We start from the raw sequence: 18,852 nt of genomic DNA on the forward strand, positions 1-18,852 counted from the left end.
GATGGACGAGCGCTTCGTCAGCAGCTCCGAGGAAGACGCCTTCGGCTCCGTGATGTTCGGTGCCGTCGACAACCCGGTCATCCACCGTCTGGCCGCCAACTGGAAGCGGCGGGCCACCGTCAAGCGGGACGACACGGACCTGCTCGACCTGTTCGACCCCGCGCTGCCCGACTACCCCGAGGAGATCGTCCCCTTCGCCGACCACCCCACGTACACCGGACTGGCGCCCGAGCAGCGGTCGGCCGTCCTCACCTGGGCGATGATCGCCCTCAACCGCAACACCGAGTACTCCGAGACGCATGTGGTCAACCCGGCCTTCGGGCTGATCCTGCGCGGTGAGTTCCCGGGCCTGTGGGGCGAGGCCCTGGAGGTCTCGCTGATGCAGGCCATGGTCGACGAGCAGTACCACATCCTGATGCACCGCATGGCGAGCGACGTGACCCGGGCCCGGCGCGGAGATCACTTCCAGGAGAAGCAACTCCCCCTGCCCTACGTGTCCGTGACGCACCATGAGCTGACCGACCGGGCGGTGGAGCGCTGGCAGCGCAGCCTGCTCACGCTCGCGTTCTCCACCACGACCGAGCTGTCCATCGGCGCGTACCTCGAACTGGTCGCCAAGGCCGAGGGGGTGCAGCCCATGAACGTGACGCTGTCGCGGCTGCACCGGCACGACGAGGTCTGCCACGGCTCGATCAGCGGCGAGCTCCTGAAGGTCGTGTATCCCCAACTCGGTGACGAACAACAGCGGTTCCTGCTCGACGCGCTGTGCCGGGCGCTTGAGGCGTACTCGGCCAACGACTACCGCGCCTGGGAGGCGATCATGCGATTCGTCGGGGTCGAGGGCGGCGCGGACATGCTCCAGGACTGCCGGTCGGCGGGCCGCACGGCGCTGTTGCGGGACTACAGCGGCCTCCACCAGGTCCTCGCCGAGCTCGAAGTCCTCGAGCGGATCGAGTTCGACTGGTCGAGCGTGAAGGTGTCGGGCCAACTGCCGTACGTCCTGTAGGGGGTGCGCGACCGTGTCACTGCCGAAGAAGGAGAACGTGTCACTGCCGAAGAAGGAGAATCGGGGCACGCACGGACCCGCGTCGGACGCACGGGCCGCGGGCACCTCGGCGTACCTCGTCGACGCGGACGCCGCGCGCGCCGTCGCGGTGCGCGCCCTCGGTGAGCACGGCGTGGACGACGAGGCCTGCGCGGTGGTCGCCGACGCCCTCGTGGAGACGTCGGCGCGCGGGCTCAGCACGCACGGCCTTCGGCTGCTGCCGGGCTATCTGGACGACCTCGCGCGGCGGATCGCCAATCCGGCGCCGCGGATCGCCGTGGTCCGGGAGAGCGGCCCCTCGGCGCTGCTCGACGCGGACGCGGCCCTCGGGGTGGTGGCGGGGACGGCGGGTGCGCGGGAGGCGGTGCGGCGCGCCGCGCGGTACGGCGTCGCGGCCGTCGTGGTGCGCAACTCCAACCACTTCGCGGCCGCCTCGATCCACAGCCGGGTCATGTCCCGGGCGGGGATGGCCGGTTGGGCGATGACGTCGGCGTCGTCGCGGGTGGCGCCGTTCCACGGGCGCGATCCGCTGCTCGGCACCAATCCGGTGAGCGTCGCGGCCGGGGCGGGCGACCACGAGTTCGTCCTCGACATGGCGACCAGCCAGGTGTGTCTGGGGACGGTACGGGAGCGGGGGCGACGCGGCCGCCCCCTGGACGCGGGCTGGGCCACCGACGGCCACGGGCGCGGCACTCTCGACCCCGCCCGGGCGGCGGCCCTCGCCCCGCTCGGCCCCGGCTACAAGGGCCAGGGGCTCGGCATGGTCGTGGCCCTGATGACGGCCGGGCTCGCCGACGCCCCGCTGGACTGGGAGCTCGACCACATCGAGCAGGCCGAGCCCGGCGGCGGCCGCCGCGTCGCGCACTTCCTGCTCTGCCTGGACCCGGCCTTCTTCGGCGGCCGGGACGGCTTCGACGGGCGGCTGCGGGACCTGCTCGACACGACCCGGGCGGCACCGCCCGCCGACGGCTCGCCGGTGCTCTCACCCGGGGACCCGGAGCGGCTGAGCGAGCGGGCGGCGGCGCGGTCCGGCATCACCCTCGACGTGGACACGACGCGCGCCCTGGAGCGCCTCGCCCGCCGCCACGGACTGCCCGCGCCGACCCTGCGCCCCCTCCCGCGCACCGCCCCCTGACGAACCCGGCCGCAGCACCCCGCCACGACGAAGGGCACCCCATGACGAGGAGCATCCGATGAGCGCCCTCTCCCCCGCCGAGCACATCTGGATGGACGGCCGCCTGGTCGCCTGGGACGAGGCCAAGGTGCACGTCCTGACCCAGTCCCTGCACTACGGCTGGGCGGTGTACGAGGGAATCCGCGCGCACCCGACGGTGGACGGCACCCTCGCCGTCTTCCGGCTGCGCGACCATCTCGCGCGGCTCGTCCGCTCCGCCCGCGTGTACCGGATGGACATCCCCTTCACCGAGGACGAATTGGCCACCGCGACCACCGAACTGATCGCCGCGGGCGGGGCGGGGCCGCGCTACGTCCGCCCGTTGGTGTATCTCGGCTACGGCAGCATGGGGGTGGCCCTCGACCTGTCCGCCGTACGGGTCACGCTCGCGGCCTGGGCGTGGGAGGACCAGCCCGCGCGGTCCTGGCGGCTGATGACGAGTGCCTGGCGGCGCAACCACCAGGACACCATCCCGCCGCTCGCGAAGGCGACGGGCGCGTATCTGAACTCCTCGCTCGCGAAGTTGGCGGCGCTGCGCGCGGGTTACGACGACGCGCTGATGCTGACGTCGGCGGGTCATCTCTCCGAGGGTTCGGCCGCGAACGTCTTCGTCGTACGGTCCGGCGTCCTGCACACCCCTCCGGTGCAAGACGGCATCCTGCCCGGCATCACGCGCGCCACGGTCATCGACCTCGCGCGCGCGGCCGGGATTCCCGTCTGCGAGCGTCCGCTCGCCCACGCCGAGGCGTACACGGCCGACGAACTGTTCGTCACCGGCACCGCCATCGGTGTCGTCCCGGTCGAGTCCCTGGACGACCGCCCCACGGCGCTGCCCGCCCCCGGGCCCGTCACGGCCACGCTGCGCGACGCATATCAGGACGCGGTGTCCGGCAAGAGCACGCCGTCGGCACACTGGCTGACTCCCGTGCCGCGCCTCGGTGCCTAGGCGTCCCGGCGCGGTTCGCGGGCCTGGGCGAGCGCCCACAGCTCCAGGTAGGCCCGCTGGATGAACGTGCCGGTCAGGGCGGGGCTCGTGTTGGCGAGCGCGACGAGTGCCACGTGCTTGTGGGGGCTGAAGCCCGCGAAGGCGGTGAAGCCGCGGGTGCCGCCGGAGTGGTGGTAGAGGTCGTGGGTCGGCCGGGGGCGGATGTTCCAGATGAGGGCGATGCGTCGGCCGGTGCGCGGCAGGGCGATGCGGGGCGTGGTGGCGTCGGCGAGCGCGGTGCGCAGCGTGGCGGGGACGGTGGCGGGAGCCGCGGCCGGGTCGAGCAGGGCGTCGAGGGAGGTCAGCAGGTCGCGGGCGCTGGACCGGCCCGCTCCGGCGCCGGGCAGGGCGGGGATCTGCCAGATGGGGCGCGCTCTGCCGTGCCAGTAGCCGGTGGCCTGCGGCTGGTCGGCGGCGCAGCTGGTGCGGGTCAGGCCGAGCGGGTCGAGGACGCGGGCGGCGAGCAGGGGCGCGAAGGGAGCGCCGGGGCCGTGGGCCGCATGGGTGAGGAGGGCGCCGAGCAGGCCGACGCCGAGGTTGGAGTAGCGCACGCGGGTGCCGGGGGCGGCGCGCGGCCGGGTGCGGGCGAGGGCGGCGCGCAGGTCGGCGGCGGAGAAGGCGGCGTACGGGTTGCTGAACCAGGCGGTCGCGCCGCTGCGCAGCAGGCCGGGGGGAAGCCGGGGCAGGCCGGAGGTGTGGGTGGCGAGGTGCAGCAGGGTGATGGGGGCGCCGCGCAGGTGCGGGGTGGCGGTGCGGGGCAGGAAGCGGGTGATCGGGTCGTCGTAGGCGACCTCGCCGCGGGCGACCATCTCGGCCAGGAGCAGGGCGGTGAACGTCTTGGTGAGGGAGCCGATTTCGAAGCGGGTGTCGGGGTCGGCCGCCGCGCCGCCGCGCAGGGCGGTGCTGCCGGTGGCGAGGACGGCGTGGTCGGGGCCGCGGCGGACGGCGAGTGCCACCGCGCTGGCGCCGGGGGCGGCGGCGCGCAGGGCGGCGAGCAGGTTCACCGCCCAGGCGGGCTCCCCCGGCCTCACCGCTGCTCCGCCGCCCCGCCCAGGGTGCGGGAGACCGCGAGGGTGCCGGCGATGGCGGCGACCACGGCGGTGTGCTGGTGGTCCTCGAAGCGGCGGCCGGGGTCGTCGGCGACCGGGTCTCCGTCCCGCGGCACCAGGCCGTCGGCGTGCTGGACGCGGGCGAGCCGCTCCCAGTCGGCGGGCTCGCAGTACGGCTCGGGCAGGCAGCAGCCGACGATCATCAGCTCGGCGACCAGGTCCCACTGCTCGATCTCGGCCCAGATGTCGATCCACACGGGCAGCCAGGTGGTCACGTACGCGGCGAGGTCGTCGGGCAGGCCGGCGGGGTGGCCGCCCCAGTCGGTGAGGTGGAAGACGGTGTGGGTGACGCAGTAGCCGGTCATCCAGTCGATGAGCCAGGGCTCGGGGACGGCGCCGAGCCAGGTGGCGCGGGCCAGGGCGGCCCAGTCGTAGGCGTGCGCGCCCCGGTCGAGGCCCGCGACGCGGGCCGCGTTGGCGACGGCGAGCCTGCGGTTGGGCAGGACCTCGGCGCCGCGCACCGAGCGCAGTCCGCTGGTGTGGGTGAGCAGCCGTTCCAGGGGTTCGTGGCGGATGCCGCAGCGGGCGAAGGGGGCGTACGTCTCCAGCGGGTCGGTCATCATCGAGTACCGCAGCAGCCGTTCGTAGAGCATGTCGCCGTCGCCGAACTGGCGCCAGCAGAAGTCCATCAGCTCGCGGGCCAGGCGCAGCTCGGTGCCGCCCGCGGCGGACTCGCGCAGCACCAGGGAGGCGGCGAGAGCGCTCTCGCCGAGGGGTTTGTAGACGCTGTCGGGGTCGCCGAGGTCGGCGGTGGTGTCGGCGGGCAGGGCGCCGAGCTCCCGGTGGGTGTGGAGCCAGGTCAGGGCCCGCGCGCTCACCTGGTGCGCGGTCCCGGTCACGGACGCCGTCATGCGGTCTCCAGTCCGAGCAGCCGTCGGGCGATGGCGACGTCGAGGGCGAGTCGCGGGCCGCCGCCGTGCAGGCGGAGGTGTTCGAGCAGGGGCGCGGGGTCGAGCGGGAGGTGGACGCCCTCGGCGCCGAGCAGGGCCAGCCAGCGCGTGATGCGGGCGGCGGTGGGGAAGTCGCGGCGCAGCACGGCGCGGGTGGCGCCGCGCGCGAGGGCGAGCGGGGCGGCGCGGGCGGCGGTGTGCACGGGTCCTTCGAGTCCGGGCAGGGCGAGCGGGGAGAGCTGGCCCATGCGGACGGACCAGCGCTGCCAGTCGGTGTCGGAGCGGTGACTGTCGTCGTCGGTCAGCACGGGGGCGCCCGTGGGCCGGGGCGCCAGGGTCCCGCCCGCCTCCGCGCCGGTGAGGCGGGCGAGGAGTGCGGCCATGGCCCAGTCGCGCCAGGCGACGAGCCAGGGTTCGGCGGCTCCCGCGGGCGGCGGGTCGGGGGTGCTCACCGGGGGTGGGAAGAGGGCGAACGACTGGGTGACGGCGGCCGCGTCCTGGGGGTGCAGGACGGCGTTGGCCAGCAGGTAGGGGGCGAGGGTGTCGGCGCCGACGACACGGATGGCGGCCAGGGCCGCCTTGGGGTCCTCGGCGTGTTCGACGTGCTCGGCGACCATGGCGGTGCCCCCGATGCCACGGAGGGCATCGAGGGCACGAACAGCCAGGTCAGCCGCTGAAGCGGCGTACGCCGTCTGCGACCGATCAGGACTCACTTGCCCTTCGGCTCCTTCGGCTCCTTCGGCGATACGAGCGCGAGGAGCAGCAGGAATCCTGCCGCCTCGGGCGCGTACGTCGGCGCGTCGCTCAGGACCGCCTCAGGCTCCACCATGGCCGTACTGAGCGCCGTGGTGTCCGTCGGAGCGACAAGAAGCGGTGTGTGCTGAGCAAGCATCGGTGCCTCCTCACATAGACGTCGTCACTACATCCAGTGACGCCCACCCTCGCCCCAGTTTATGGCAATTCATCAATATTGTCCGTTCAGTTCGAATCGATCACCGCGCCGCGATCCCGATCGGCCAACTCCTCCAGCGTCCCCGCGAAGCCGTCCCAGGCCACCTGCGCGTCCTCGGTCCCCTCGTGCGGAGCGCGGAACCAGTCGGTGAACTCGGCCACGTCCAGCAGGCTCCACCGCAGCCGGTAGAGCGCGAGGGCAGCCGCGTCGGGGGCCCGGCCGGTCAGCCCCGTGTAGTGGGCCAGCGCGGCCGGGTCGTCCGCGAACAGCGACAAGTCCCGTTCGGGCAGAGCGAGTCCGACCGTGTCCCAGTCCACCAGCAGGTATCCGTCCGCGCCTTGGATGAGGTTGCCGGGATGCGGCTCGCCGTGGGTGACGACGAGGGGGGCGCCGTCGCGGCGCACACGGTCGGCGAGCGCGGCGAAGTCGGCCAGGCGGGCACGCAGCACCATGGCGTGGGCGGCGAGCAGTCGGCGGGCCGGTTCGGCGTACGGGCCGCCGGACCAGGTGCCGGTGAGGTCGTCGAGAGCCGCGTGGATGCCGTTGAGACCGGCGGGCTCCAGGGTGGTGGCCGGAGTGGTGACGGGCGGCGTGCTGCCGTGCAGCCGTGCGAGCAGGCCGAGGACGCGGTCGCGGTCCGCGTCGCCGAGTCGCTCGCCGAACTCGCCGGTGCGGCCCGTGACATGGGGGAAGACCGCGAGGGCGTACCGCTCCCCCAGTGGCACCACCGAGCTCCCGTCCGTGGCCGCGACGGGAGCGACGACGAACCCCAGGCCGTCGCGTGCGCGCAGCGTCAGCGCCGTGTCCATGGCCCGGCGCAGGCCGGTGCCCGCCGTCGCGGCGTCCGCCCCGCAGTGCGCCTTGTGCTCCAGGTCGGAGACGGTGACGAACCAGTCGCGCCCGTCGTCGCCGGTGACGTTCCAGTGGTAATCGCCGAAGCCGACGGGCGCGTAGGTCAGTGCCGTGGGCGCGATGCCGTAGGCGGCCAGACCGCGCGAGAGGGTTTCATTTCGTAGATTTTCAGGAAACGCCTTCATGCCCGCACGCTAGCAACCGCCCTGCTGCGGCGGGCATTTGGCGCGGCGCGCCCGCCGCCAGCGTACGGGGAGCGGATCTTCCCGGCGTCAGGCGGGGAGTTTCAGGAGCGCCGCCCACTGCTCGATGGCGGGCCGTTCGGCGAGGTCGGTGAGCGCCACGTCCACTCCGTACGTCTCGCGCCAGCGGCCGACCAGGGTCATCAGGCGCACCGAGTCGAGGCCGTAGTCGACGAGGTTCTCGTCGAGGGGGATGTCGGCGGGCTCCTCGCCGAGCACATCGGCGATGTCCTTGCGGAGCTGATCCAGGGTCAGGGTCGGGGTCACGGCGGTCAGATCCCTTCGAGAACGGAGTCGGTGGTGGTCACCACGGCGCAGCGTCCTGCGGCCCAGCGCAGCGCCATCGCGTGGTCGTCGGCGGAGAAGTCCGCGACGGCGTCGGCGACGACGAAGGCCTGGATGTCCCGCATCCACGCGTCGCAGGCCGTCATGAGGACCCCGATGTGGGCGTAGATCCCCGTGATCACCAGCTGGTCGCGGCCGAGGGCGCGCAGGTGGTCCTCCAGTTCGGTGCGGACGAACCCGCTGTACTTCCACTTCGTGAGGACCTTGTCCTCCGGCGCGGGCGCGACGGCGTCGGCGATGGCGGCGGCGTGCGGGTCGTCCGGGAGTCCCGAGCCCCAGAAGTCCTGCTGGAGTCCGCGCTCCTCGGGGGTCTGCCCGCCGGGCTGGGCGGTGTAGAGCACGGGCACGCCGAGGGCGGCCGCGCGCTCCTTGAGGCCGCGTACGTTGGTCAGGAGTCCGGGCACGGGCGCGGACTCGGTGTCGTACGCGGACAGGAAGTAGTTCTGCAGGTCGTGCACGAGGAGCACGGCGCGGGCCGGGTCGACCTTCCAGTCGACGCGGTTCGCGGGCAGCTCGGCGGCGGTCGGCAGGGGGTAGGGGGTGATGGCGGGCAGGGCCATGATGCTGGGTTTTCCGTTTCGGGGTGTCAGAGGGTGCCGGGGCGGGGCCCGGCGGGGTCAGCGGCGGGGGCCTGGCCGGTGTCAGTGGCCGGGGCCTGGCCGGTGTCGGCTGCGCCGGCCCTGAGGTCCTTCTTCGAGATCTTCCCGACCCCCGTCTGCGGGAACGCGGTCACGAACTCCACGCGGTCGGGCACCTTGTACGCCGCGAGGCCGCGCTCACGGACGAAGCGTTTGACGGCGACAGGCTTGAGCGGCTCGGCGCCCGCCTTGAGGATCACATAGGCGCAGGTGCGTTCGCCGAGGTACGGGTCGGGTTCGCCGACGACGTTGGCGTCGTGGACGGCGGGGTGGGCGAGGAGGTGGTTCTCGATCTCCTCGGCGGCGATCTTCTCGCCGCCCCGGTTGATCTGGTCCTTGGCGCGGCCCTCGACGACCAGGTGGCCCGTCGGGGTGAGCCGGACGATGTCGCCTGTGCGGTAGAAGCCGTCGGCGGTGAAGGAACGGGCGTTGTGCTCGGGCGCGTTCCAGTAGCCGCGGATGGTGTAGGGGCCGCGGGTCAGCAGATGGCCGGTGGCTCCGACGGGCAGGTCGTTGTCCTCGTCGTCGACGACTCGGATCTCGTCGTCCGGGGAGATGGGACGGCCCTGGGTGGTGACGATGGTCTCCTCGGGGTCGTCCAGGCGCGTGTAGTTGACGAGCCCCTCGGCCATGCCGAAGACCTGCTGGAGGGTGCAGCCGAGGGCGGGCCGCACCCGCCGGGCCGCCTCCTCGCTGAACTTGGCGCCGCCCACGAGCAGGACGTCGAGGCTGCTGAGGTCGTGGGGCGTGGTCGCGGCGGCCTCCGTCCACAGCAGCGCGAGCGGCGGGACGAGGCCGGTGAGGGTGACGCCCTCGCGCTCGATCAGCGGGAAGGCGGTCTCGGGCGCGGGCTGGGGACAGAGCACGACGCGGGCGCCGGCGTACAGCGCGCCGAGGGTGCCCGGTGAGGACAGCGGGAAGTTGTGGGCGGCGGGCAGCGCGCACAGATAGACGCTGTTCTCGTCGACGCCGCACAGCTCGTTGGAGCCCCACAGGGAGTAGATGTAGTCGTCGTGGGTGCGCGGGATGAGCTTGGGCACGCCGGTGGAGCCGCCCGAGAGCTGGAGGAAGGCGAGGTCGTGCGGGGCGGGCCCGGCCAGGTCAGTGGGCCCGTCCAGGTCAGCGGGCTCGGCGGGCACGTCGGCGAGGGCCTCGAACTCCCCCGGCTCGCCCTGCGCCACCCACACGTGCCGCAGCGTGGGCACCTCGGCGCGGACCTTCGCGGCGAGCTTGCGGTAGTCGTAGCCGCCGTGTTCGGCGGCGATGACGTAGGCGGCGGCCTCGGTGAAGCGGCAGAAGTAGGCGATCTCCGTCTCGCGGTGCGCGGGGAGCGCGAACACCGGCAGCGCCCCGACCCGGAACAGCGCGAAGATCACTTCGAAGAACTCGGCGATGTTGGGGAGCTGCACCACCACGCGGTCGCCCGCCGTGATGCCGCGCGCCAGCATTCCGGCGGCGAGCCGGTCGGCGCGGGTGTCGAGTTCGCCGTAGGTCCAGCGGCGGTCGGTGGCTGGGTCGACGACGGCGATCCGGTCGGGGTGCGCGGCGGCCCGTGCGCGCAGCACGCTCCCGAAGGTCTCGCCGCGCCACCAGCCCGCGGCGCGGTAGCGGTCGGCGAACTCCCGGGGCCAGGTGGGCGCTTGGGGGGCCCGTGCGGTGTCGGACGCGACGGTCACAGCTCGGCCCCCACCGCGGCGAGGAACGTACGGAACTTGGCGGCGGTCTCCGCGGTCTCGGCCTCCGGCTCGGACGCTGCGACGACGCCCGCGCCCGCGAACAGGCGCAGGGAGTCACGCTCGGCCTCCGCACAGCGGATGGTGACGACCCATTCGCCGTCGCCCGTGGCGTCGCCCCAGCCGACCATGCCGGTGAAGAAGCCGCGGTCGAAGGGCTCGCTGTCGCGGATGACCTCGCGGGCCGTGTCGGTGGGCGTGCCGCAGACGGCGGGCGTCGGGTGCAGCGCGCAGGCCAGTTCGAGGGCGGAGGCACCTGGCCCCGCGAGGGTGCCGGTGACGGTCGTCGACAGGTGCCACATGGCGGCGGTGCGGATCAGGGTGGGCTTGGCGGGGACGGTCATGTCCGTGCAGAAGGGCGAGAGGGCCTGGTGGACGGCGTCCACGACGACGGCGTGCTCGTGCAGGTCCTTGGCCGACTGCAGCAGCGCGGCCGCCCGGCGCACGTCCTCGGCGAGGTCGTCGCTGCGCGGTATGGAGCCCGCGAGGGGGTTGGCGATGACGCGCCGTCCGCGCCGGGACACCAGGAGCTCGGGGCTCGCGCCGATGAGCGTGCGGGCGGGTCCGGTCGGCAGGGCGAAGGTGTAGCCGCCCGCGTCGCGCCGGGCCAGGCGCTGGAGCATGGCGGGGACGTCGAGGGGCTCGGCGCAGTCGAGTTCGAGGGTGCGGGCGAGCACGACCTTGCTGAACTCGCCGCGCCACATGCGGTCGACGGCGGCGGCCACGGAGGCGCCGTACGCCTCGGGGGCCGGGACCTGGCGGATGCTCCAGTCCACGCGGGCGGGCGACTCGGCGGGCAGCGCGATCAGCGGGTCGGCGGCCAGCGGCGGCGCGGTGCGCAGGGCCGCGGGCACCGCGAGGGCGGCCGGGGCGCTCTGGTCGAACGGCACCGCCCCGATGACGACGGGCGACTCGGCACCGTCCGTGCGGGCCTGCCCGAGCGTCTGGGCGACCCGCGCCGCCAACGGTCTCTCGTCGTGCGGCACTTCGCTGTGCGCGCCCTGCCCGAGCAGGGTGCGCGTGGGGGTACCGAGGAAGCGGGCGCCGGGCCTGTAGTCGGCGAGGAGCGCGGTCGCTGCGCCTACCGCCGGGTGGGCGGGGTCGGCCAGGGCGGGGACGTGTGTGGCGACATCGGGTGCCGTCGACACGGAGGGCTCCGTTTCTCCCGGGGCCCGTGCCTCCGGTGGGAGGTACGGCCGCGGGTGCGGGGGGTGGTGGGTGAGGGGCACGTGTGTCCTGCCGGTCGGCGGCGGACGTGCGGGTGCGAGAGGGGGCGGCGGGTCACCGCAGGGTGGCGCCGCCGTCGACGTAGAGCTCCTGCATGGTGATGTGCCGCGCCCGGTCGGAGGCGAGGAAGAGGACCGCCTCCGCGATGTCGCGGGGCGCGGCGATGCGGCCCAGCGGGATGCCGGTGCGGAACGTGGCGGGGTCGCCGTCGACGACCCGCTGCGGGGCCGCGTCGTCGGTCCACAGGGCGCGCTGCATCGCGGTGTCGGTGGATCCTGGGGCGACGATGTTGCAGCGCACGCCGCTGCGGGCGAGTTCGAGGCCGAGGCACTTGGTGTACATCGCCGCGGCGGCCTTGGAGGCGGCGTAGGCGGCCATGCCGGTACGGGGCACTCCGGCCGCGTTGGAGCCGACGGTGACGATGCTGCCGCTGCCGCGCGCGGCCATGCGGGCCCCGACGGCGCGGGAGGTGTGGAAGACGCCGGTGGTGTTCACGGCGAAGGTGTCCGCCCAGTCCTCGTCGCTGAGCCGGACCGCCGGACCGGGGCGAAGAATTCCGGCCACGTTGACCAGGATGTCGAGCGGGCCGCGGTCGCGTTCGACGGTGTTCACGGCGGCTTCGACGGCCGCGGCGTCCGTGACGTCCATGACCTGCGCGGTGATGGTGCCCGTAACGTCGGCGCCGTTCCGGGACGGTTCGCCCACCGGCTCGGCGGCCAGCTCTTCCAGGCCGTCCGCGGTGCGGTCGGTGGCCAGTACATGGGCGCCTTCGGCCGCCAGCAGCCGGGCCACGGCCGCGCCGATTCCCTGTCCGGCCCCCGTGACCAGGGCGGTCCGGTCGGCCAGTTCCGAGCGGTCGCCGGATATGGGTACGGGCATGATCAACTCCCCCCGTTGTTCTTAGGTAAGCCTAACCTTAGATGAGTCGAGGCCAGGACGCTGCCCCGCCTCGGGTGGCTTGTTTGGTTAGGCTAACCTCACTTCATGCAGTCGCAGCACACGGGTACGTCACATCCCGCAGCCGAAGAGGACCCGTCACCGGGGCAGTTGGCCGATACACCCGCACAGGGTCGGGTTTCGGCCAGCGCCGCGGTTTCGCCATCGGCGGTGGCGGTACGGGAGGCGGGGCCGGACGCCGCGCGCGAGGAGGCGGGCTCGGCCGCGGGCGGGGAGTCGACCACGGTCGTGCGTGATCGGTCGGCCTCGAAGGCCTCGATCACCGCCCGGCCGTCCGCCCCGGACCGCGCACCGCGCCGGATCCGCCTCTGGCTCGTGGGCCTGGCCGCCCTCCTCCTGGTGCTGTGCGCCCTGTCGCTGTCCATCGGGGCCGGTGAGGTCGGACCGGGCGGCGCCCTGGACTATCTGCTCGATCGCGGCGGCGCCCGCGACGACGCGCGGCTCGCCCTCGTCATCGGCGACCTGCGGCTCCCCCGCACCCTCACCGCCGTCCTCGTCGGCACCGCGCTCGGCGTGGCGGGGTGCCTCCTCCAGGCCGTCACCCGCAACCCCCTCGCCGAGACGGGGCTGCTCGGGGTCAACGCGGGCGCCTCCCTGGGCGTGGTCGCCGGGATCGCACTCCTCGGGTTCGACTCCGGATACGCCTATCTGGTCTGCGCGTTCGTCGGTGCCGTGGTCGCCAGCGCCCTGGTGCTCCTGATCGCGGGGCGCGGCGGCGGCTCCCCGATGCGCCTCGTGCTCGCCGGGTCGGCGCTCGGCGCCACGTTCGGCGGGCTCACCAGCGTCATCGTCGTCAACTCCGCCGAGACGTACGACCGTTTCCGGTTCTGGGTGCTCGGCTCGCTCGCCGGTGTCGAGGGGTACGGCGAACTCGCCCGCCTCGCCCCGGTCCTCGGCGTCGGACTGCTCGTCGCCGCGCTGGTCGTGCGGCCCCTCTCGGCGCTGGCCCTCGGCGACGACCTGGCCCGGGGCCTCGGTCACCGGCCGTCGGTCACCCGTACCGTCGTCGCCGTCGCCGTGACGCTGCTCACCGCCGCTGCCGTGGCCCTCGCGGGCCCCATCTCCTTCCTCGGCCTGCTCGCCGGGTTCGTGGCCCGCTCCCTCGCCGGGCCCCGGCTCGCGGTCCGCCTGGTCCTCGCGGGGCTCGTCGGCGCCGGTGTCCTGACCACGGCCGACGTCGCCGCCCGCGTGGTGTCCCGGCCCTTCGAGGCACCCGTGTCCGTCATCGTCGCGCTCATCGGCGCGCCCGTCCTCATCGGCATCGTGCGCTCCAAGCAGCTCGCGACGATGGGGATGACCGACCCGGCCACGGAGGAGTCGGGCGGCGGTGGCAAGCGGCGACTCGGGGTGCCGCTGCGGGCGTTGGCGTTGCGGGCCGTGGGCTTCGGCGGCGCGGGCGGCACCGGTCGCCCACGGGGTGCTGCCGACCCCGGGAGCCCGGGCAATGTCGACGCTCCCGACTCCGCCGACAGCCCTGGCAGCTCCGACAGCCGTGGAGGCTCCGGCAGCCCTGGCAGCTCCGACGGCCTTGGCGGCTCCGGCAGCCGTGGCGGCTCTGCCACTCCTGCCAGCTCTGTCGATCTTCGCAAGCGCGCCCGCCCCACCAACCGCACTCGCCCCCTCCACCCCGCCCGCACCGACGGCCTCATGGCCCTGCGCACCGGGCCCATGTCCTTCCTCGTGGCACGCCGTCCCGCCTTCGCCGCCCTCGGCCTCGCCACCCTCCTTGCCTGCGCCGTCGTCCTGTCCGCGTACGCCGGGCAGAGCGACATGGGCATCTCCCGCACCTTCCACGCCGTCCTCGGCCAGGGCGACCGCTTCGACGTGCTGCTCGTGCAGAAGTTCCGGCTCGGCCGCATCGTCGCCGGGCTCGTCGCGGGCGCGGCCCTCGGCCTCGCGGGCTGCCTCACCCAGACCCTGGCCCGCAACCGCCTCGCCACCCCCGAACTCCTCGGCGTCAACGACGGCGCCACCGCGGCCGTCCTGCTCTCCGCCACCCTCAGCGCGTCCGGCTCGTTCGGCGCCTGGTGGGCGGGGCCGCTCGGCGCGCTGGTCGCCGTGATCGTGGTGACCGCCGTGTCCGGCGGCGTGGGCCAGCGCGGCTACCGGGTCCTGGTCGTGGGCCTCGCGATGTCGGCGCTCGCCTCCGCCGTCACCCAGGTCGTGCTGTCCCGGCGCTCCCTCAACTCGGCCAGTTCGCTGTACGTGTGGACCTCCGGGAGCCTGAACGGCCGGGGCTACTCCGTCGCCATGCCGGTGCTCATCGGCCTCGCGGTCCTTGTTCCGTTGGCGCTCGCCGTCGCCAGGCATCTGGCGGTGCTGCGGTTCGACGACGACACCGCCGCGTCCCTGGGGTCGGCCCCCGCCCGTACCCGCGTCGTCTGCCTGCTGCTCGCGGTGGCGCTGGCCGGTCTGGCCGTCGGTGTCTGCGGTCCTGTCGGGTTCGTCGCGCTGGCCTCACCGGTGATCGCGTCACGGCTCGCCGGGCCGCTGCGGGTGCCGTTGATCGGCTCGATGCTCACCGGGGCCGTCCTCGTGGTCGCCGCCGACACGCTCGGGCGGATCGCGTTCTCCGGCTCCGAACTGCCCGTGGGCATCGTCACGACCGTCCTGGGCGGGCCGTTCCTGCTGTGGGTGCTGCTCGGCCGCTCGGCGGCGACCCGCGTCTGAGACGGCCGCCTCACCCCGGACGGCTGCCGCATCTGCGACGGCTCCCCTGCCCGAGGCGGCCGCGCGTCCGACGCGGCCCCGTCCCACCCTCCGCGCCCGGACCCGCCCCGTCCCGCAGCCCAGCCGCTCGCGGCCCTCCCCCCGACAAACCAACCGCGCCCGCTGCACCTACCGACCTTCCCGCCCCGCCCCGCCCCGCCCCGCCCCCGTGAGAGGTACCCCCACGTGACCGACACCCGCAGCCCCCTCCTGCGCTCCCTGCGCCAGGCCGTCCGCGCCCAGGTCGCGGGCGCGGAGGCGGAGTTCTGGCTCCGCGCGGAAGCGCTGGGCACCCCGCTCGTCGAGCCCGATCCCGAGGGCGACCCCGCACACCGCCTGGTCACGTTCGTGTGGCGCGACGATCCCGAGGCGCCCGCGTCGGACGTCCTGGCGCTGCTGCACACCGTCACCGACCGGGCCCGGCACGCCGGTGATCTGACCGCCCATCTGATGGACCGCGTGGACGGCACGTCGGTCTGGGCGATCAGCCACCGGCTGCGCGCCGACCATCGCGCCTCGTACCAGTTCCTGCCGCACCGAGGCGCCCGAGAGGACGTCCTGCGCACCGACCGGGCCTCCTGGATGGCCGTACTGGACACGGCGATTCCCGACCCCCTGAACCCCGCTCCCGCCCTTCCGTCCCGCGACGGCCGCTCCCCCGCCTCCGTCCTGTCGCTCCCGGACGCCCCCGCGGAGCCGCAGACCGGCCGCAGGCCCGGAGTGCCCCGGGGACGGAGCGTCGACGCCGAGGTGCGGGGGCGACGGATCACCGTGCACCTGCCGCCCGGCCACTCCCCGGAGGGCGGTCCGTATGCCGTGGCGGTGCTCCTGGACGGCGAGATGTGGGGCCCTGTACTGGGCGTCGGCGACGTGCTCGACAACCTGCACGCGGACGGCGCGCTGCCGCCGACCGTCGCACTGCTCGTCGACACGATGGGCCGCCGCATGGAGGACCTGTCGTGCAGCGGGCCGTTCGTCGACTGGCTGGCGGACGAGTTGCTGCCGTGGGCGGCCGGACGGTACGGCACGGACGCGCGGCCGGAGCGCACGGTGGTGGCGGGCCAGAGCGCGGGCGGCCTCACCGCCGCGTTCGCCGCGCACCACCGGCCGGACCGATTCGGCCTCGCACTGTCCCAGTCGGGGTCGTTCTGGTGGCCCGACGACGAGCGCGGCACCGAGTGGCTGACCCGGCAGTACGCGTCCACCCCGCGCCGACCGGTCCGCCTGCGCCTCGAAGTCGGCCTCCAGGAGTGGCTGCTCCTTCAGGAGAACCGCAGGCTGCGGGACGTGCTCAGGGAGCGGGGCTACGACGTGTCGTACACGGAGTTCAACGGCGGCCACGACTACGCCTGTTGGCGGGGCGGCCTGGCATCCGGCCTGGCGGCGCTTCTTTCGGAGAGCTGAGAGTCGGGTCGACTACGCCGCCGGGGCGGCCAGCGCCGGATCCTGACCGGACCGGCCGAGCGCCTCGGCGACGAACCCCGACGCCGTGAGCTCGGCCACCGTCCCGCTCAGGAACCGCACCGTCTCCGGACTCCGGTCCTTGGTCGTCCCCACGGCCTGCCGGATGGTCATGAACGCGGGCTCGACCAGCCGCAGTTCGGGCCGCCCGGCGACGTGGGCGGTGAGCGGCTGCCGGATGCCCGCGGCGGCCTCCAGCTTCTCGGCGTGGAAGACGCCGACGCCCTCCGGGCCACGGACCACGGCGGCGTGGCGCAGGGTGCGGGTCAGGTACAGGTCGTAGGCGGAGCCCTGCTTGACCCCGATGCGGACGCCCTCCCGGTCCACGTCCTCCGGCGTCCGCAGCGCGGAGTCGGCCGGGACGGCGTACATCCCCTCGATGTGCACGTACGGGGCGGTGAACGCGATCTCCGCCTCGCGGGCCGGTTCGACGGCGAGGAAGCACAGGTCGGCGTGGCCGGTGGCCATGGCCTCGTAGGACTTGCGGGCCGCGTCGAAGCACTGGAATTCCACGGCCAGGCCGAGGCGTCGGGCCACCTCGCCGGCCAGGTCGACGGTGACTCCGCGGGGCGCGTCCGGGGTGCCCTGGGCGAGAACGGGGTTGCCGAGGTTGATGGATGCGCGCAGCACGCCGGTGGGGGCGAGGTCACGGGCGAGCGCGGCGATGTCGGTGTTCTCGGTGATCTCCATGGGCCGAGTCTAGGAACGGCGGACGGACCCTCACCGCGCGGCCCCGCCCGAGGCCCGTGGTCCGAGCACCGCCATGCCCGCAACAGCGAGACGGTGCTCGGACCAGGAGGGCTCAGGCCGCCACCGTGTCCCCCTCTGCCGCCTCTGCCCCGTCCGCCGAGTCCGCCTCGTTCTCGTCCGCCGAGTCCGCCTCGTCCTCGTACGGCGGCGGCTGCGGTGCCTCGGCCGGAAGGCGCAGGGCCACCAGCGCACCGATCGCGACCAGCGCCGCCGTCCCCCACACCGCTGCCCGGAACGGTCCGGCGTCCGGGGTGCCGCCGTGGCCGCCGCCTCCGATCACGGCCGCGCACAGCGCGATGCCGACGGCTCCGCCGAGGGTGCGGACGATCTGGAAGAGGCCCATGGCCTGGCCCATGTCGGGCGGGGCGATCGACTCGAACCCGGCGAGCTGCACGGTGAGTACGGCGGTGCCGAGGACCAGGCCGACCAGGAACATCAGGAGCCGGACCGCCCACGCGTCGTCGGCGACGCCGGGCACGCCGAGGAGGGCGAAGACGACGGTGGCGAGGAGCAGCGCGGGCACGGTGAGGCGGCGTGGGCCGAGGCGTGGCAGGAGCCGGTCCACGAGCTGTGAGGCGAGCATCAGGCCGAGCGCCTCGGGGAACACGCTGAGCCCGGCGTCGAGCGCGGAGGCGCCCAGGGCCGCCTGGTAGAGCAGCGGGAAGACGAAGAGCAGGCCCATGAGTCCGGCGGCGGTGAGGACGGCGAGGACCGAGGCCGTCCCGTAGTTCCGGTCGGTGAACAGGCCGAGGCGCAGGAGGGGTTCGGCGGTGCGACGGAGGTGGCGGACCGCGGCGACGAGGAGGATCGCGCCGAGTATTCCGGCGGCGGCCACCGGCGGGCTGCTCCAGCCGTGGGCGGGGCCGTAACCGAGGGCGTACGTCAGCAGGCCGAGGGCCGGGGTGGCCAGCAGGAAGCCGGTGCGGTCGAAGGGCCCTTCGGTGCCCTCGACGTGCTCGCGCAGGCCGAGGACGCCGATGAGGAGCGCGGCGAGGCCGACGGGCACGTTCACGAAGAACAGCCAGTGCCAGGAGGCGTGTTCGGTGAGCAGTCCGCCGAGCGGCGGGCCGAGCGCGGGCATGAGGGCGGTGGGGACGATGAGCGCCTTGGCCAGCTTGCCTCGTTCGTGCGGGGCGTACGTCCGGAACAGCAGGGTCATGCCGACCGGAGTGAGCAGGCCGCCCGCCAGGCCCTGCACGGCGCGGGCAGCGATGAGCGTCGGCAGGTCCTGGGCGAGGCCGCACAGCGCGGAGGCGGCGGTGAAGACCGCGAGGGAGCCGAGGAACACGCGTTTGGTGCCGCAGCGGTCGCCGAGCCATCCGGCGACCGGCAGGGCCAGGGCGAGGGCGACGAGGAAGGCCGTCTCGACGGCGTTGGCGGCGGAGACGGGACGGCCGAAGTCCTCGGCGATGGTGAAGAGGGCCGGGTTGACGATCGTGGAGTCGAGGCCGTTCATGCACATCGCGGCCACGTAGACGACCACGACGGCGACTCTCGGCGAGAGCAGGCGTGCGGAGCCCGGCGGGTCTGCCGGGGAGTCCTTCACCGGGCGTGTGGAGCTGTCGTTCACCGGGCGAGCGCCCCGGTGTCGCACGCGGCGATCCACTCCAGCGCGGCGGCGCGCGGGCAGGGCCCGTACACGACCGTCCAGCCGTCGGGGACGTTCGCGAACAGCGGCCACAGGGAGTGCTGCCGCCGCTCGTTGACGAGGACGACGAAGGCGCTCGTGGGGCCGTCCGCGTCGAAGGGGTTGGCGGGGGCGTCGCCGGTCACGGACATGGGG

At 74.2% G+C, this 18,852-nt stretch carries 18 protein-coding genes; 5 read left to right on the forward strand and 13 right to left on the reverse strand.

Features of this window, described 5'->3' with window-relative positions:
- Nucleotide 1: 1 nt before the first annotated feature.
- Genes ACFVHO_RS01130 through ACFVHO_RS01140 form a run of 3 tightly spaced genes read left to right on the forward strand, consistent with a single transcriptional unit; the run spans nt 2 to nt 3,165 of the window.
- Nucleotides 2–1,006 (forward strand): diiron oxygenase, encoded by a 1,005-nt coding sequence (locus tag ACFVHO_RS01130; protein WP_385708321.1) that lies wholly within the window; start codon nt 2–4, stop codon nt 1,004–1,006.
- A gap of 13 nt (nt 1,007–1,019) precedes the next feature.
- Nucleotides 1,020–2,180 (forward strand): Ldh family oxidoreductase, encoded by a 1,161-nt coding sequence (locus ACFVHO_RS01135; protein ID WP_385708324.1) that lies wholly within the window; start codon nt 1,020–1,022, stop codon nt 2,178–2,180.
- Between the two features lie 58 nt (nt 2,181–2,238).
- Nucleotides 2,239–3,165 (forward strand): branched-chain amino acid transaminase, encoded by a 927-nt coding sequence (locus ACFVHO_RS01140; RefSeq protein ID WP_385708327.1) that lies wholly within the window; start codon nt 2,239–2,241, stop codon nt 3,163–3,165.
- On the opposite strand, the gene ACFVHO_RS01145 is transcribed toward ACFVHO_RS01140, so the two are convergent.
- The 10 genes from ACFVHO_RS01145 to ACFVHO_RS01190 all read right to left on the reverse strand — a co-directional run bounded on the left by ACFVHO_RS01145 (nt 3,162) and on the right by ACFVHO_RS01190 (nt 12,071).
- Nucleotides 3,162–4,235, reverse strand: coding sequence for a serine hydrolase domain-containing protein (locus tag ACFVHO_RS01145; protein WP_385708330.1), 1,074 nt, complete (start codon nt 4,233–4,235; stop codon nt 3,162–3,164). The two genes, ACFVHO_RS01140 and ACFVHO_RS01145, sit on opposite strands and share 4 nt — an antisense overlap.
- The gene (locus ACFVHO_RS01150; protein ID WP_385708332.1) at nt 4,232–5,164 is read right to left on the reverse strand and encodes a DUF6895 family protein; all 933 of its coding nucleotides are present in this window, start codon (nt 5,162–5,164) and stop codon (nt 4,232–4,234) included. The genes ACFVHO_RS01145 and ACFVHO_RS01150 overlap by 4 nt, the downstream gene beginning before the upstream one ends.
- The gene (locus tag ACFVHO_RS01155) at nt 5,161–5,916 is read right to left on the reverse strand and encodes a hypothetical protein (RefSeq protein WP_385708335.1); all 756 of its coding nucleotides are present in this window, start codon (nt 5,914–5,916) and stop codon (nt 5,161–5,163) included. Before ACFVHO_RS01155 ends, ACFVHO_RS01150 begins: the two co-directional genes overlap by 4 nt.
- Nucleotides 5,913–6,095 carry a hypothetical protein gene (locus ACFVHO_RS01160; protein ID WP_087887147.1) on the reverse strand — a complete coding sequence of 61 codons (183 nt, stop codon included), beginning with the start codon at nt 6,093–6,095 and terminating at the stop codon, nt 5,913–5,915. The genes ACFVHO_RS01155 and ACFVHO_RS01160 overlap by 4 nt, the downstream gene beginning before the upstream one ends.
- A gap of 86 nt (nt 6,096–6,181) precedes the next feature.
- Entirely contained in the window at nt 6,182–7,192 is a 1,011-nt protein-coding gene (locus ACFVHO_RS01165) for a phosphotransferase (RefSeq protein ID WP_385708338.1), read from the reverse strand.
- Nucleotides 7,193–7,279: 87 nt separating this feature from the next.
- Complete coding sequence (locus ACFVHO_RS01170; protein ID WP_385708620.1) at nt 7,280–7,525, reverse strand: phosphopantetheine-binding protein; 246 nt, start codon at nt 7,523–7,525, stop codon at nt 7,280–7,282.
- Nucleotides 7,522–8,154: an isochorismatase family protein gene (locus ACFVHO_RS01175; protein WP_385708341.1), complete on the reverse strand. Its 633-nt coding sequence runs from the start codon at nt 8,152–8,154 to the stop codon at nt 7,522–7,524. Before ACFVHO_RS01175 ends, ACFVHO_RS01170 begins: the two co-directional genes overlap by 4 nt.
- Nucleotides 8,155–8,180: 26 nt before the next feature.
- Entirely contained in the window at nt 8,181–9,908 is a 1,728-nt protein-coding gene (locus ACFVHO_RS01180; protein ID WP_385708344.1) for a (2,3-dihydroxybenzoyl)adenylate synthase, read from the reverse strand.
- Nucleotides 9,905–11,113: an isochorismate synthase DhbC gene (dhbC, locus tag ACFVHO_RS01185; RefSeq protein WP_385708347.1), complete on the reverse strand. Its 1,209-nt coding sequence runs from the start codon at nt 11,111–11,113 to the stop codon at nt 9,905–9,907. Before dhbC ends, ACFVHO_RS01180 begins: the two co-directional genes overlap by 4 nt.
- Nucleotides 11,114–11,246: 133 nt before the next feature.
- Complete coding sequence (locus ACFVHO_RS01190; protein ID WP_385708350.1) at nt 11,247–12,071, reverse strand: 2,3-dihydro-2,3-dihydroxybenzoate dehydrogenase; 825 nt, start codon at nt 12,069–12,071, stop codon at nt 11,247–11,249.
- A gap of 105 nt (nt 12,072–12,176) precedes the next feature.
- Between ACFVHO_RS01190 and fhuB the strand changes: the two genes are divergently transcribed.
- Together fhuB and fes are read left to right on the forward strand one after the other, a co-directional pair.
- The gene (gene fhuB, locus ACFVHO_RS01195) at nt 12,177–14,819 is read left to right on the forward strand and encodes a Fe(3+)-hydroxamate ABC transporter permease FhuB (protein ID WP_385708353.1); all 2,643 of its coding nucleotides are present in this window, start codon (nt 12,177–12,179) and stop codon (nt 14,817–14,819) included.
- A gap of 225 nt (nt 14,820–15,044) precedes the next feature.
- Nucleotides 15,045–16,262 carry an enterochelin esterase gene (fes, locus tag ACFVHO_RS01200; RefSeq protein ID WP_385708356.1) on the forward strand — a complete coding sequence of 406 codons (1,218 nt, stop codon included), beginning with the start codon at nt 15,045–15,047 and terminating at the stop codon, nt 16,260–16,262.
- Nucleotides 16,263–16,274: 12 nt separating this feature from the next.
- On the opposite strand, the gene ACFVHO_RS01205 is transcribed toward fes, so the two are convergent.
- The 3 genes from ACFVHO_RS01205 to ACFVHO_RS01215 all read right to left on the reverse strand — a co-directional run bounded on the left by ACFVHO_RS01205 (nt 16,275) and on the right by ACFVHO_RS01215 (nt 18,848).
- The gene (locus ACFVHO_RS01205) at nt 16,275–17,009 is read right to left on the reverse strand and encodes a transporter substrate-binding domain-containing protein (RefSeq protein WP_385708359.1); all 735 of its coding nucleotides are present in this window, start codon (nt 17,007–17,009) and stop codon (nt 16,275–16,277) included.
- Nucleotides 17,010–17,121: 112 nt separating this feature from the next.
- Nucleotides 17,122–18,615 (reverse strand): DHA2 family efflux MFS transporter permease subunit, encoded by a 1,494-nt coding sequence (locus tag ACFVHO_RS01210; protein ID WP_385708623.1) that lies wholly within the window; start codon nt 18,613–18,615, stop codon nt 17,122–17,124.
- Between the two features lie 20 nt (nt 18,616–18,635).
- Nucleotides 18,636–18,848 carry an MbtH family protein gene (locus ACFVHO_RS01215; RefSeq protein ID WP_385708362.1) on the reverse strand — a complete coding sequence of 71 codons (213 nt, stop codon included), beginning with the start codon at nt 18,846–18,848 and terminating at the stop codon, nt 18,636–18,638.
- Between the last annotated feature and the right edge of the window lie 4 nt (nt 18,849–18,852).

Origin of the sequence: Streptomyces sp. NPDC127108, assembly GCF_042677545.1 — a bacterium.
GTDB lineage: Bacteria > Actinomycetota > Actinomycetes > Streptomycetales > Streptomycetaceae > Streptomyces.